The sequence below is a fragment of the Streptomyces marianii genome (genome assembly GCF_005795905.1).
In the GTDB taxonomy this organism is placed as follows: Bacteria; Actinomycetota; Actinomycetes; order Streptomycetales; family Streptomycetaceae; genus Streptomyces; species Streptomyces marianii.
In genome coordinates this window covers 4530764-4544808 of sequence record NZ_VAWE01000001.1, presented here as the reverse complement: position 1 = coordinate 4544808, position 14045 = coordinate 4530764, and the positions used below count along the sequence as shown (strand labels likewise).

12 protein-coding genes are annotated in these 14045 nt (G+C 71.0%); 10 read left to right on the top strand and 2 right to left on the bottom strand.

The window, feature by feature from the left end; genetic code table 11:
* Positions 1-15 precede the first annotated feature (15 nt).
* On the bottom strand, positions 16-1842 hold the full coding sequence (locus FEF34_RS20470) for a bifunctional metallophosphatase/5'-nucleotidase (RefSeq protein WP_138054457.1): 1827 nt from the start codon (positions 1840-1842) through the stop codon (positions 16-18).
* Positions 1843-1979: 137 nt separating this feature from the next.
* On the opposite strand from FEF34_RS20470, the gene mshD reads away from it, so the two are divergent.
* From mshD to pstB, 10 genes are all read left to right on the top strand, one after another.
* Positions 1980-2906 carry a mycothiol synthase gene (gene mshD / locus FEF34_RS20465; protein ID WP_138054456.1) on the top strand — a complete coding sequence of 309 codons (927 nt, stop codon included), beginning with the start codon at positions 1980-1982 and terminating at the stop codon, positions 2904-2906.
* Between the two features lie 135 nt (positions 2907-3041).
* Positions 3042-3437, top strand: a complete 396-nt coding sequence (locus tag FEF34_RS20460) for a GntR family transcriptional regulator (protein WP_138057612.1) — start codon at positions 3042-3044, stop codon at positions 3435-3437.
* Positions 3438-3567: 130 nt separating this feature from the next.
* Positions 3568-3900 carry a hypothetical protein gene (locus FEF34_RS20455; RefSeq protein WP_138054455.1) on the top strand — a complete coding sequence of 111 codons (333 nt, stop codon included), beginning with the start codon at positions 3568-3570 and terminating at the stop codon, positions 3898-3900.
* A gap of 245 nt (positions 3901-4145) precedes the next feature.
* Positions 4146-6368 carry an RNA degradosome polyphosphate kinase gene (locus FEF34_RS20450; RefSeq protein WP_138054454.1) on the top strand — a complete coding sequence of 741 codons (2223 nt, stop codon included), beginning with the start codon at positions 4146-4148 and terminating at the stop codon, positions 6366-6368.
* Complete coding sequence (locus tag FEF34_RS20445) at positions 6355-7476, top strand: CHAD domain-containing protein (protein ID WP_138054453.1); 1122 nt, start codon at positions 6355-6357, stop codon at positions 7474-7476. Before FEF34_RS20450 ends, FEF34_RS20445 begins: the two co-directional genes overlap by 14 nt.
* Positions 7473-7916, top strand: coding sequence for an NUDIX hydrolase (locus FEF34_RS20440; protein ID WP_138054452.1), 444 nt, complete (start codon positions 7473-7475; stop codon positions 7914-7916). The genes FEF34_RS20445 and FEF34_RS20440 overlap by 4 nt, the downstream gene beginning before the upstream one ends.
* A 352-nt stretch (positions 7917-8268) precedes the next feature.
* Positions 8269-9405 (top strand): phosphate ABC transporter substrate-binding protein PstS, encoded by a 1137-nt coding sequence (pstS, locus tag FEF34_RS20435; protein WP_138054451.1) that lies wholly within the window; start codon positions 8269-8271, stop codon positions 9403-9405.
* Between the two features lie 99 nt (positions 9406-9504).
* The gene (gene pstC / locus FEF34_RS20430) at positions 9505-10497 is read left to right on the top strand and encodes a phosphate ABC transporter permease subunit PstC (RefSeq protein ID WP_138054450.1); all 993 of its coding nucleotides are present in this window, start codon (positions 9505-9507) and stop codon (positions 10495-10497) included.
* Positions 10494-11564, top strand: a complete 1071-nt coding sequence (gene pstA / locus FEF34_RS20425; protein ID WP_138054449.1) for a phosphate ABC transporter permease PstA — start codon at positions 10494-10496, stop codon at positions 11562-11564. The genes pstC and pstA overlap by 4 nt, the downstream gene beginning before the upstream one ends.
* A 29-nt stretch (positions 11565-11593) precedes the next feature.
* Entirely contained in the window at positions 11594-12370 is a 777-nt protein-coding gene (gene pstB, locus FEF34_RS20420; RefSeq protein WP_138054448.1) for a phosphate ABC transporter ATP-binding protein PstB, read from the top strand.
* A gap of 673 nt (positions 12371-13043) precedes the next feature.
* Here pstB and FEF34_RS20415 read toward each other — a convergent pair.
* Complete coding sequence (locus FEF34_RS20415) at positions 13044-14042, bottom strand: inorganic phosphate transporter (RefSeq protein ID WP_138054447.1); 999 nt, start codon at positions 14040-14042, stop codon at positions 13044-13046.
* Positions 14043-14045: the final 3 nt, after the last annotated feature.

Genomic DNA, 14045 nt, shown 5'->3' with positions numbered 1-14045 from the left:
CGCCGGGTCAGCCGGTCACCTGACGACCGTGATCCGGCCCGTGGCCGGCGGCGCCAGCGGGGCGCTCGGGCTGGAGTGCGCGGCGAAGTAGGCGTTGAGCAGGTCCAGGTCGGACGCGCCCACCAGCTTGTTCTTGTGCTCCTTCAGCACGGCGAAGCCGTCGCCGCCGCCCGCGAGGAACTCGTTCATCGCGACGCGGTAGGTCCTCGCCGGGTCGATCGCCTCACCGTTCAGCTTCACGGAGCCCGTCACGATCCGGTCGGCACCGGTCTTCGTCATGTCCAGGGTGTAGGTGAAGCCCTCCGACACCTGCAGGATCTTCGGCGCGGTCTGGTTGGGGCCGCTGACCTGCTGCTGCAGTACGGTGATCAGCTGGGCACCGGTGAGGTCGACCGCCGTCATCATGTTGGTGAACGGCTGCACGGTGAAGGCCTCGCCGTAGGTCACGACGCCGTCGCCCTCGCCGCCGGACGCCTTGTGGACCAGGCCGGCACGGATGCCGCCCGGGTTCATCAGCGCGAGCTGCGCGCCGCCCTTGTCTGCCGGGGCCATGCCCTCCAGCTGGGCGTCCGCGATCAGGTTGCCGGCCGGACGCTCGGGCGAGTCTGCGGGGTTCTCGATGTCCGCGGAGATGTAGCCGACGGGCCTGTTGGCGATCGGCGCGGCCAGCGTGTTCCAGCGGTCGATGAGCCGGGTCATGTCCGCGGCCTTGGGCACGTCACGGGTGACGACGTGGTTGGCGGACGCCACGGACGTGCGCACGATGTCGCGGGTGCGCCGGTCGTACGTGAGCGTCGTGTCGGTGTAGAGCTTGCCGAACGAGGCCGCCGAGGTGACCGTGCGCGGCTTGCCGGACGGGTCCGGGATGGTGCACGCGTACGCCTGGTGGGTGTGGCCGGTGACCAGGGCGTCGACCTGGGGGCTGACCTTCTTGGCGATGTCGACGATCGGGCCGGAGATGCCGTCGCCCGGGCCGGGGCTGTCGCAGTCGTAGTTGTACGAGCCGGAGGCCGGGGCGCCGCCCTCGTGCAGCAGGGCGACGATCGACTTCACGCCCTTGCGCTCCAGCACCTTGGTGTACTTGTTGATCGTCTCGATCTCGTCGCCGAACTTCAGGCCCTTGATGCCCTCGGCGCTGACGATGTCCGGGGTGCCCTCCAGGGTGACGCCGATGAAACCGATCTTCACCCCGTTCTTCTCCCAGACGAAGTACGGGTCCAGGACCGGGCGGCCGGACTTCTCGTTGGTGACGTTGGCCGCGAGGTACGGGAAGCGCGCCCCGCGGAAGGTCTTCGGCTTGCCGTTGGCCTTCTTCTCGTAGCAGCCCTCGACCGGGTGGCAGCCGCCGTTCTGCAGCCGGGCGAGCTCCTTGGCCCCCTCGTCGAACTCGTGGTTGCCGACGGAGGTCACATCGAGCTTCAGCTTGTTGAGCGCCTCGATGGTCGGCTCGTCGTGGAAGAGACCGGAGAGCATCGGCGAGGCGCCGACCATGTCGCCGGCCGCGGCCGTGATCGAGTACCTGTTGCCCTTGCGGGCCTCGCGCAGATGGGTGGCGAGGTACTCGGCACCGCCCGCGTCGATGGTGCGGGTGGTGCCGTCCTCGTTGGTGTGGGTGACCCGGCCCGCCGAGCCTGCGGGCGGCTGCAGGTTGCCGTGCAGGTCGTTGAAGGACAGCAGCTGGACGTCGACGGTGCGGCCGTAACCGTGTCCGTGGCCGTGGCCCTGTCCCTTGTCGCGCTCGTGAGCCCCGGCGGGCATCGCGGCGACCAGTGCGCCGACGGTGGTCAGTCCGGCGGCGGCCGCGAGTACGCGGCGGCGCTTCCGGTGCGATGTCGCTGGCATCTGTCCCCTTGTCAGTTCAGCGTGAAACGACTGTCCTCAGCCGGGCAGCCTAGAGTCAACGCGCGTAGCGCAACAGGGGGTAGCGGGTTACGAGCTGGTATCCGATCGGGTTCGGCCCGGCGCCGTACCCTCGTCGTATGACTGACGCAGCTCCCGCAGCCATCGAGCCCGGCCGGCAGATCAAGACCCTCGACGAGCTCTCCCCCGAGCTGGCCGACGACGTGCTCGGCCTGCTGTCCGTCGCCGCCCGCGCCGACGGGGTGCAGGCCGTCTCCGAACAGGGCCGGCTGTATCTGCGCCACGGTCGGCGCGAGGGGGTACGGCACTTCGTGCTCACCGTCGCCGGGGACCTCCGCGGGTACGCCCAACTGGAGGGAACGGACCCGGTGGAGGCCCCCGCGGCCGAGTTGGTCGTCCACCCCGCGCACCGCGGCCGCGGCCACGGCCGGGCCCTCGGCAACGCACTGCTCGGCGCGTCCGGCAAGCGGCTGCGGATGTGGGCGCACGGCGGCAAGTCCGCGGCCCGCCATCTCGCCCAGGTGCTCGGCATGACCCTGTTCCGTGAACTGCGTCAGCTGCGGCGCCCGTTGAGCCCGCTCGACATTGCGGAACCGCCCCTTCCGGAAGGCGTGACGGTCCGCACCTTCGTCCCCGGCCAGGACGACGCCGCCTGGCTCGCGGTAAACGCCTCCGCCTTCGCCCACCACCCCGAGCAGGGCTCGATCACCCAGCGCGACCTCGACGACCGCAAGGAGGAGGTCTGGTTCGACCCCAAGGGCTTCTTCCTCGCCGAGCGCGGGGGCGAGATCGTCGGCTTCCACTGGACGAAGCTCCACGCCGAGGACCAGCTCGGCGAGGTGTACGTGCTGGGCGTCCGACCCGATGCCCAGGGCACCGGCCTCGGCAAGGCCCTCACCGCGATCGGACTGCGCCATCTCGCGGCGCAGGGCGTGCCGACGGCCATGCTGTACGTCGACGCGGACAACCCGGCGGCCCTGCGGGTGTACGAGCGGCTCGGGTTCACCACGCACGAGGTGGACCTGATGTACCGCACGGAGACCTGAGCGGCCTCCCTCGCCGCGCGGGGCCGAGCGCGTCCGCACGGAGGCGGGACCGAGAGACGGGACCAGGGGGCGGTTGACACCGCCCCCTCTCTTGCACCACCCTTTCACTACTTGATTAGTGAAAGGGTGGTGAGCGTGATCGAGTACCGGATCGACCGGCGCAGCGGCATCGCCACCTACGTCCAGATCGTCCAGCAGACGAAGCAGGCCCTGCGGCTGGACCTGCTCCGGCCCGGCGACCGGCTGCCCACGGCCCGCGAAGTGGTCGAGGCGACCGCCGTCAACCCGAACACGGTGCTGAAGGCCTACCGGGAGCTGGAGCGCGAAGGCCTGGTGGAAGCCCGCCGCGGACTCGGCACGTTCGTCCGCAGGACGCTCGGCGCCGCGGGCGCCGACACCCCCCTGCGCGGCGAACTCGCCGACTGGGCGGCGCGGGCCCGCGCGGCCGGACTGGACCGGGAGGACGCGGCCGCGCTCTTCACCGCGGTGCTGGACGAGCACTTCACGCAGACCCAGGGGGACGACACATGACCGACACCGCCATCGAGGCGACCGGACTCGGGCGTACGGGCTGCTCGCCCTCGCGGCCGGCGCGCTCACGGGCCTGCTGCTGCGGCGCGCCCTCCCCGCCGGGACCCTCGCCCTCGGCCTGACCGGCCTGGTGTGGCTGCTCTTCGACGGCCTGCGGGACCGCCTGTGGCCGACGGCGGAGATCGTGTGGCGGCAGTCCCGGGGCGAGCTCGGCCGCGGTGCCTGGCAGATGGAGCAGGGCCTGGTGCTCCCCTCCGGGGAACGGGTCCAGCAGTGCGTGACCCCGCAGTCGGCGTCGCCCCCCGGCTGCCGGCCGGGCACCGGGATCCGCGAGTGGTACGCCGTCCACCACCCGCCCGCCCACTTCTGGCCGATCCAGCTCGTCGAGACGGGCATCGTGCTGCTCCTCGCGGCCGTGGCCACATACGCGGCGTTCGCCGTGCTGCGCCGGCGGCACGGCTGACAACTCGCCGCCCGCGCGGCCGTGGTGGACGGGGGTCACCACCACCGCTCGGGCGGTGGCACGACACACGAGATGCCCGGCGGGTATCCCGTACGTCATGTTCTCGTTACCGGCCATTCAGCGACCCTTGCAACCCTCACGGAATGCAGCCCGCTGTGCCCCCCGCCCCGCGGAACGGGCGTTCCGACACCATCAGGCCCCGTTCCGGCGCGCCCGGTCACCCTTTTGCGCGGAACAATGGGTCCATGAGCCAGCAGCCCGCCGAGGTACCGGTCCAGAACGCCCAGCCGTCCGTCGGATCCATCGCCGCGCACCGCCCCCACACGATGCCGGGCGCGGTGTCCGACCTGGAGCCCGACATCGACGCCGACCTCGACGCCTACGAGGGCGGACCCGAGGACGCGGAGCTGCCCCAGGGCCGTTTTCTGGACCGCGAGCGCAGCTGGCTCGCGTTCAACGAGCGGGTCCTGGAGCTCGCCGAGGACCCCGCCACACCGCTCCTCGAACGGGCGAACTTCCTGGCGATCTTCGCCTCGAACCTGGATGAGTTCTTCATGGTCCGGGTGGCCGGACTGAAGCGCCGCATCGCGACCGGCGTCGCCACCCGCTCGGCCTCCGGACTGCAGCCCCGCGAGGTCCTGGAGCTGATCTGGAACCGCTCCCGCGAGCTCATGGCCCGGCACGCCGCCTGCTTCCAGCAGGACGTCGCCCCGGCCCTCGCCGACGAGGGCATCCACCTCATCCGCTGGCCCGAGCTCACGGAGAAGGAACAGGCCCGCCTGTTCACCCTCTTCCGCCAGCAGATCTTCCCGGTGCTCACTCCGCTGGCCGTGGACCCCGCGCACCCCTTCCCCTACATCTCGGGCCTGTCGCTGAACCTCGCCGTGGTCGTCCGCAACCCGGTCAGCGGCCACCGCCACTTCGCCCGGGTGAAGGTGCCGCCGCTGCTGTCCCGCTTCCTGGAGGCCTCGCCCCAGCGGTACGTACCGCTCGAGGACGTCATCGCGGCCCACCTGGAGGAGCTGTTCCCCGGCATGGAGGTACTCGCGCACCACATGTTCCGGGTGACCAGGAACGAGGACCTCGAGGTCGAGGAGGACGACGCCGAGAACCTCCTCCAGGCCCTGGAGAAGGAGCTGCTGCGCCGCCGCTTCGGCCCGCCGGTCCGGCTGGAGGTCGAGGAGTCCATCGACCCCTACGTGCTGGACCTGCTCGTCCGGGAGCTCAAGATCTCCGAGTCCGAGGTCTACCCGCTGCCCGGCCCGCTGGATCTGACGGGCCTGTTCGGGATCGTCTCGCTCGACCGGCCCGAGCTGAAGTACCCGAAGTTCATCGCCGGCACCCACCGCGACCTCGCCGAGGTCGAGTCGGCGTCGGCGCCCGACATCTTCGCCGCGCTGCGGGAGCGGGACGTACTCCTGCACCACCCGTACGACTCCTTCTCCACCTCCGTCCAGGCATTCCTGGAGCAGGCGGCGGCCGACCCGGACGTCCTCGCGATCAAGCAGACCCTGTACCGGACCTCCGGCAAGTCACCGATCGTGGACGCCCTGATCGACGCCGCCGAGTCCGGCAAGCAGGTCCTCGTCCTCGTGGAGATCAAGGCCCGCTTCGACGAGCAGGCCAACATCAAGTGGGCCCGGAAGCTGGAGGAGGCGGGCTGCCACGTGGTCTACGGCCTCGTCGGCCTGAAGACCCACTGCAAGCTGTCGCTCGTGGTGCGCCAGGAGGGCGACGTCCTGCGCCGCTACTCGCACGTCGGCACCGGCAACTACCACCCCAAGACCGCCCGGCTGTACGAGGACCTCGGTCTGCTCACCGCGGACCCGCAGGTGGGCGCCGACCTCTCCGACCTGTTCAACCGGCTCTCCGGGTACTCGCGCCGCGAGACGTACCGCCGGCTGCTCGTCGCCCCGAAGTCGCTGCGCGACGGACTCGTCGCCCGGATCAACAAGGAGATCGTCCACCACCGGGCCGGCCGCCCCGCGTACGTCCGCATCAAGGTCAACTCGATGGTCGACGAGGCCGTCATCGACGCGCTCTACCGCGCGTCCCGGGCCGGTGTCCCGGTCGACGTGTGGGTCCGCGGGATCTGCGCGATCCGGCCGGACGTCCCGGGCCTGTCCGAGAACATACGGGTCCGTTCCGTCCTCGGCCGTTTCCTCGAGCACTCCCGGATCTTCGCCTTCGGCAACGGCGGCGAACCCGAGGTGTGGTTCGGCAGCGCCGACATGATGCACCGCAACCTCGACCGCCGTATCGAGGCACTCGTCCGGGTCACCGACCCGGCCCACCGCGCGGCCCTGACCCGGCTGCTGGAGACCGGAATGTCCGACTCCACCTCGTCCTGGCACCTCGGCCCGGACGGCGAGTGGAGCCGTCATGCCACGGACGCGGACGGACAGCCACTGCGGCACATCCAGGAGATGCTCATAGACGCCCGGAGGCGCCGGCGTGCACAACCATGACCTTCCCCTGGCGCCGCGGGGGGCCGGCGCCGACCAGGTCCTGGCCGGATATCTGCAGGAACAGGCCGGCGACTTCCTCCGCAGTCTGCGGCTGCACGGCGAAAGCGGTGCGGACACGCAGGGAGCGGCGGAGGCCGCCGGGGCCCTGCGGCGGGCGGCACGCCGCATCCGCGGCACGCTCCACACCTTCCGTCCCCTGCTGGACCAGGCCTGGGCGGACCAGCTGCGCACCGAGCTCGCCTGGCTGTCCGGCATCCTCGCCGAGGAACACGCCTGTACGGCACGGCTGACCCGGCTGCTCGACGCCCTGGCCCGGCTCTCGGGCACCCAGCCGGTCCCGGCGGCCCGGGCCGCGGACGGCGACGCCCGGCCGGTCGCGCCCGCGGACGGCGCTCCTGCGGCCCCCTCCGAACGGCCACCCGTTGCCGAACGGCCCGTCCGCGGCGCCCTCACCGTGGGCGGCGCCCGCGCCGGGGCACTGCTGGAGCGGCAGCTGACGCTCGGCCGCACCCGGGCCCACTCCGCCGCCCTCCAGGCGCTCGGCTCCTCACGGTTCCACGCGGTCGCGGACGCCGTCGCCCTGCTCGCCTCCGAGGTACCGCTGGCCACGCCCGCCGGGGCGCCCGGCCCCGCGCTCGCGGCGCACGCGGAGGTCGCCGAGCGCAGGCTGCTCGACGCGGTCACCGCACTGCCGCTGACCCGCGCGGCCCACCCGTACAACGCGGAAGCCCTGGTCCACGGCCTCGCCACCGCCTCCGCCGGCGAGGCGCAGGACGCTCCCTGGCACCAGGTGCGGCACCTGCTGCGGCTCCACCGCTACGCCCGGGAGGTGCTGTACGCGGAAGACGGCACCGGCCCCGGTCGGCGGCTCACCGCCGCGGGCCGCACCCTCGACCGGCACCGCGACGCCGCCGAGGCGGCCGCGGCCGCCGCCTCGGCAGCCCGCACACCCCGCATCGCGCCGGCCACCGCGTACGCCCTCGGCGTGCTCCACGCCGACCAGCGCCACGAGGTCGAGGCCGCCCGCTTCGCCTTCCAGCGGACATGGCGGGAACCGACCCCCGGACAGGACGGGCCCCGGGACGAGCACGCGCTGGCCGCGCCATGAGCACCGCCCCCGACAGCACCGCCCCCGACGGCACCGTCCTCGCGGCCGGCTGCGTCCTGTGGCGCCGCTCCCCGCAGACGGCCGGGGGAATAGAGATCTGCCTGGTCCACCGCCCCAGGTACGACGACTGGTCGCACCCGAAGGGCAAGCTCAAGCGGGGCGAGCCGGCACTTGAGGGGGCCCTGCGCGAGGTCCGCGAGGAGACCGGACACCAGGGGGTGCCGGGCCCGGTCCTGCCGACGGTCCGCTACCTCGCCGCCGGCCGCCCCAAGCAGGTCAGCTACTGGGCCGCCGAAGCCCCCTCGCCGGGTGACTTCACCCCCGGCCACGAGGTCGACCGCATCGCCTGGCTGCCCCCGGACGCCGCCCGCCGCCGGATCACCGAGCCGCGAGACCGGACGCTCGTCGACGCCCTGCTGAAGGCCATCGACACCCACTGACCAGGGACCGAGCGCCGCGCCCCGCGCAGGAGCCGCGCAACCGCGGCACCGGGACCCAGTCGTGCCGCCGGGCCGGGCCGGGCACGCGAAACCGCCGAACCGCGGCCAGCGACACGGTGCCCGCCGTAGCCCGAGGTCACGCCCCGATAAAGGCGGAACTTCCTTGTCCGGCAGGGTTCACCTCCCGTTCACCACGCCCCGTCGGCCGCTTCACCTGATCTGCCTAATTTCGGGCTTACCCGGTGACCGGCAGAGCGCCGCGCCACCCACCCCGACACACGCCGCCGTAGAACGACGAGGGCAGACCGAGCCCCGTCCGCGACCCGGCGGCTTCTGGAAGGAACACCCGAAAGTGAAGCTTCAGCGCAAGAACGGGCTTCGCGCCACCGCGCTCGGCGCCCTCGCCGTGTCCGGCGCCCTGGTCCTCACGGCGTGTGGTTCGGACGACAACACCGGCGGCGCCGGCAGCGCCGGCGAGAAGACGACCGCCGCGTCGAACATCACGTGCGACGACGCCAAGGGCCAGCTCCTGGCGGCGGGGTCGACCGCACAGAAGAACGCCATGGACCTCTGGGTGAAGAACTTCCAGGCGGCCTGCTCCGGCGTCGAGGTCAACTACCAGGCCATCGGCTCCGGCGGTGGCATCACCAAGTTCACCCAGGGCCAGGTGGCCTTCGCCGGCTCCGACTCCGCGCTGAAGCCGGAGGAGGTCGAGGAGTCCAAGAAGGTCTGCAAGACGGGTCAGGGCATCAACCTGCCGATGGTGGGCGGCCCCGTGGCCATCGGCTACAACCTCAGCGGCGTGGACAACCTCATCCTCGACGCCCCCACCCTGGCCAAGATCTTCGACACGAAGATCAAGAAGTGGAACGACCCGGCGATCGCCAAGCTGAACCCGGGCGTCAGCCTCCCCGGCACCACGATCCAGGCGTTCCACCGCTCGGACGAGTCCGGCACCACCCAGAACCTGCACAAGTACCTCAGCGAGGCCGCCCCGGCCGAGTGGAAGCACGACCCGAAGTCGAAGTCGTGGGAGGCCCCCGGCGGCCAGGCCGCCAGCGGCTCCTCCGGTGTGGCCTCCTCCGTCAAGGGCACCGAGGGCGCGATCGGCTACTTCGAGCTGTCCTACGCGACCGCCCAGAAGATCAGCACGGTCAAGCTCGACACCGGCGCCTCCGCCCCGGTCGAGGCCACCACCGAGAACGCCTCGAAGGCCATCGCCGCCGCCAAGGTCAAGGGCACCGGAAACGACCTCGCCCTCAGCCTCGACTACAAGACCCAGGCCGACGGGGCCTACCCGATCATCCTGGTCACGTACGAGATCGCCTGCGACAAGGGCAACAAGGCGGAGACCCTGCCCGCGCTGAAGGCGTTCCTGAACTACACCGTCAGCGACGAGGGCCAGAAGGTCCTCTCGGACGCCGGCTACGCGCCGCTGCCGACCGAGATCGCGGCCAAGGTCCGCGAGATCGTCCCCACCCTGTCCTGACCCGACCGGGGCCGGTCCGTCCACCACGACGGGCCGGCCCCGGCATCCGGTGCACCGCCGCCGGGAGCCTCACGGCTCCGCAGACCGGAGAAACCATTGATGGCAACCACCACTCAGACCGACGCGCCGCCTCCACCGGGGCCGGCCGCCGCAGCAGCCAAGCCCAAGGCCCGCCCGGGAGACCGTGTCTTCCTGGGCCTGTCCCGTGGTTCCGGCATCGCCCTGCTGATGATCATGGCCGCGATCGCGGGCTTCCTCAGCTACCGTGCCTTCCTGGCCATCTCGAAGGACCAGGGGAACTTCCTCACCACCTTCGAGTGGAACCCGGCAGGTGACCCGCCGGTCTTCGGCATCGCCGTCCTGGCCTTCGGCACGATCGTCTCCTCGGTCATCGCCATGGCCATCGCCGTGCCCGTCGCCGTCGGTATCGCGCTGTTCATCTCGCACTACGCGCCGCGCAAGCTCGCAGCGCCGCTCGCCTACATCGTGGACCTGCTCGCGGCCGTGCCGAGCATCATCTACGGCCTGTGGGGCGCGATCTTCCTCGTCCCCTATCTCGACGGCCTCAACCAGTGGCTCGACGAGTACATGGGCTGGACGTACATATTCGACAAGGCCGGCGACGGCCCCGCGCGCAATCTGTTCACCGTCGGCATCCTGCTGGCGATCATGATCCTTCCGATCATCACCAACGTCACCCGTGAGGTCTTCCTCCAGGTCCCGAAGATGCACGAGGAGGCGGCGCTCGCCCTCGGCGCCACCCGCTGGGAGGTCATCCGTATGTCGGTGCTCCCCTTCGGCCGCTCCGGCATCATCAGCGCCTCCATGCTCGGCCTGGGCCGCGCGCTCGGCGAGACCATGGCCGTCGCCGTGGTCCTCTCCCCGAGCTTCCTGATCTCCGGGCACCTGCTCGACCCGGGCGGCGGCACCTTCGCCCAGAACATCGCCTCGAAGTTCAACGAGGCCAACGAATTCGGCCGCGACGCCCTCATCGCCTCCGGTCTGGTTCTCTTCGTCATCACGCTGCTGGTCAACGGCGCGGCCCGGTGGATCATCGCCCGTCGCAAGGAGTACTCGGGGGCCAACGCATGAGCCACGTCGTCCAGGATCGGCCGGTCACGACCGCGCGCGTCAACCACCTCTCCCACGCCCGGCTCCCGCGCTGGGCCCAGCCGGCCATCGCCGTCGGCGCCGTCGCCGCGGGCATCGGCCTCGGCATGGCCGCCGGCTGGCAGAGCCGAATACAGTGGGGTCTGCTGGCTGCTCTGCTCTTCGTGCTCTTCAGCTACCTGATCACCACGAAGGTCGAAGGCAAGCGCCAGGCCAGGGACCGGGTGGCCACCAGCATCGTCTGGGTCGCCTTCGTCCTCGCCGTCGTCCCACTCGTCTCCCTGTCGTGGGTCACGATCAGCAACGGCCTGGAGGTACTCGACCCGTACTTCCTCGGCCACTCCATGAACGCGGTCCTCGACGCCGAGACCGGTGGCGGCGTGTACCACGCTCTGCTCGGCACGATCGAGCAGGTTCTCATCGCCACGCTGATCGCCGCCCCTATCGGCCTGTTCACCGCGGTCTACCTCGTCGAGTACGGCGGTGGGAAGCTGGCCAAGGCCGTCACCTTCTTCGTCGACGTCATGACGGGCATCCCGTCCATCGTCGCGGGTCTGTTCATCCTGGCCACCTGGAATCTGATGCTGGGCTTCGGGCCCTCCGGATTCGCCGGCGCGCTGGCGCTCGCCATCCTGATGATGCCGGTCGTCGTCCGCTCCACCGAGGAGATGCTCAAGCTCGTCCCGAACGAGCTGCGCGAGGCCTCGCTCGCGCTGGGCGTCCCCAAGTGGCGGACGATCCTCAAGGTGGTCCTCCCGACCGCGATCGGCGGCATCACCACGGGCGTCATGCTCGCGGTGGCCCGCATCACCGGTGAGACGGCTCCCGTGCTGCTGCTCGTCTTCGGCACGAAGCTGATCAACCCGAACCCCTTCGAAGGCGCCCAGGCGTCCCTGCCGCTGTACGTGTACGAGCAGTACGCCGTCGGCACCGACGCCTCCGTCTCCCGCGCCTGGGCAGCGGCCCTGGTGCTGATCGCCTTCGTCATGATCCTCAACCTGGTGGCCCGCGGCATCGCCCGCTGGAAGGCCCCGAAGACCGGCCGCTGAGCGCGCGGCGATTTGGAAGTGACTGAGTAATGGCCAAGCGAATCGACATCAGCGGACTGTCCGCCTTCTACGGCTCCCACAAGGCGATCGAGGACATCTCGATGACCGTGGAGCCCCGCTCGGTGACGGCCTTCATCGGCCCCTCCGGCTGCGGCAAGTCGACGTTCCTGCGCACCCTGAACCGCATGCACGAGGTCACCCCCGGCGGCCGAGTCGAGGGCAAGGTGATGCTGGACGACGAGAACCTGTACGGCAAGGACGTCGACCCCGTCGCGGTGCGGCGCACCGTCGGCATGGTGTTCCAGCGCCCCAACCCGTTCCCGACGATGTCGATCTTCGACAACGTCGCGGCCGGCCTGCGGCTGAACGGCTCGTACAGGAAGAACGCGCTCAACGACATCGTCGAGCGCTCGCTCAGGGGCGCCAACCTCTGGAACGAGGTCAAGGACCGCCTCAACAAGCCCGGCTCGGGCCTCTCCGGCGGTCAGCAGCAGCGTCTCTGCATCGCCCGCGCGATCGCGGTCGAGCCGGACGTCCTGCTGATGGACGAGCCCTGCTCGGCGCTCGACCCGATCTCCACGCTGGCGATCGAGGACCTGATCGGCGAGCTGAAGGAGCGCTTCACGATCGTCATCGTGACGCACAACATGCAGCAGGCGGCTCGCGTCTCCGACCGCACGGCGTTCTTCAACCTCGCGGCTGTCGGTCAGCCCGGCAAGCTCATCGAGATAGACGAGACGGAGCGGATCTTCTCCAACCCGTCCGTCCAGGCGACCGAGGACTACATCTCGGGCCGCTTCGGCTGAGCACCCCGTACTGCCCTGCGGTGCTGCATGGCGGTGCCACCGCAGGGCGAACGGTCGGCCCCCTCTCATCCGAGCGGGGGCCGACGTCTTTCCGCCCGCGGTCTGCGGGGTCCGCCTGCCGTGCACGGGGGCGTCGCGCGTACGCCCACGACCCCGCCGCTTCGCCACCGGAGGCGCACGCCCGGTGCGGGCCGCACACGAACGCCCGGCCCGTCGGGCCCCCCGGACCAGGTCCGGGGGAGTTCGCAGACGGACGCACACGGGCCGCGGCATGGAAACGCCGCGCCCCGGAACGGAGCGCGGCGCACGCGAGACGTCACGCCGGGGACCGGGGCGGCCCCACGCGGTGCCAGGTGCCGCATCGGGCGACGTTCGCCCCGTCGCGGCGCCCGGCACGGCGACTCGCGGCGTTGCCGGAGCAACCGGGTAGGCCCACCACGAGGTCGATCCGGCGCCTTGCGATCTTCCCCTCGGCCCGGAGGGCCTGGGGAGACCCCACCCCCTCGACCGGAAGGCCGGAGGAGACCCCACCCCCTCGACCGGAAGGCCGGGGGAGACCCCACCCCCTCGACCGGAAGGCCGGAGGAGACCCCACCCCCTCGACCGGAAGGCCGGAGGAGGCCCCGTGCACCGGACGCCGCGCCTTGACGGGCAAACCCTGCCTGACGCGGCACTAGCCGAAGGCCAGGTTCACGATCCAGAAGCTCAGCGCGGCGACGAACGCCGCGGCCGGCATCGTGATGAACCACCCCATCACGATGTTCTTCGCGACGCCCCACCGCACCGCGTTCACCCGCTTCGTCGCCCCGACACCCATGATCGCCGAGGTGATCACATGCGTCGTGGAGATCGGCGCGTGGAAGAGGAACGCCGAGCCGAACATGATCGACGCACCGGTCGTCTCCGCCGCGAACCCCTGCGGCGGGTCCAGCTCGATGATCTTGCGGCCGAGGGTCCGCATGATGCGCCAGCCGCCCGCGTAGGTACCGAGCGACAGCATCACCGCACAGACGACCTTCACCCACACCGGAATGGGGTCGCCGTAGTCCTCGACATCGGCGATGACCAGCGCCATCACCACGATGCCCATGGTCTTCTGCGCGTCCTGGAGACCATGGCCGAGGGCCATGCCCGCCGCGGACACGGTCTGGGCGATACGGAAGCCCCGCTTCGCCTTCGCCGGATTGGCCCGCCGGAAGATCCACATGATCGAGGTCATCACGAGGTAGCCGACGAGCAGACCGACCACGGGGGAGACGAACATCGGGATGACGACCTTGTCGAGCACCCCACCCCAGATGACCTCGGTACCGCCGGCCAGCGCCGCACCCACCATGCCGCCGAAGAGGGCGTGCGAGGACGACGAGGGCAGACCGAAGTACCAGGTGATCAGATTCCAGATGATCGCGCCGACCAGCGCCGCGAACAGGATGCCCATGCCCCGGTCGCCCTTGGGCGTCTCGATCAGGCCCTCGCTGACGGTCTTGGCGACACCGCTGCCGAGGAACGCGCCCGCCAGGTTCATCACCGCGGCCATCGCCAGGGCGGCGCGAGGGGTCAGGGCACGCGTCGACACGGAGGTGGCGATCGCGTTCGCCGAGTCGTGGAAGCCGTTGGTGTACGTGAAGAAGAGCGCGACCCCGATGGTCACGACCAGCGCGAAGGTGTCCACGTC

Bases quoted from the DNA above. Each gene is read 5' to 3' on its own strand.
- pstC (WP_138054450.1), top strand. From the start codon at position 9,505: ATGGCAACCACCACTCAGACCGACGCGCCGCCTCCACCGGGGCCGGCC.
- FEF34_RS20470 (WP_138054457.1), bottom strand. From the start codon at position 1,842: ATGCCAGCGACATCGCACCGGAAGCGCCGCCGCGTACTCGCGGCCGCC.
- pstA (WP_138054449.1), top strand. From the start codon at position 10,494: ATGAGCCACGTCGTCCAGGATCGGCCGGTCACGACCGCGCGCGTCAAC.
- mshD (WP_138054456.1), top strand. From the start codon at position 1,980: ATGACTGACGCAGCTCCCGCAGCCATCGAGCCCGGCCGGCAGATCAAG.
- FEF34_RS20440 (WP_138054452.1), top strand. From the start codon at position 7,473: ATGAGCACCGCCCCCGACAGCACCGCCCCCGACGGCACCGTCCTCGCG.
- FEF34_RS20450 (WP_138054454.1), top strand. From the start codon at position 4,146: ATGAGCCAGCAGCCCGCCGAGGTACCGGTCCAGAACGCCCAGCCGTCC.
- pstB (WP_138054448.1), top strand. From the start codon at position 11,594: ATGGCCAAGCGAATCGACATCAGCGGACTGTCCGCCTTCTACGGCTCC.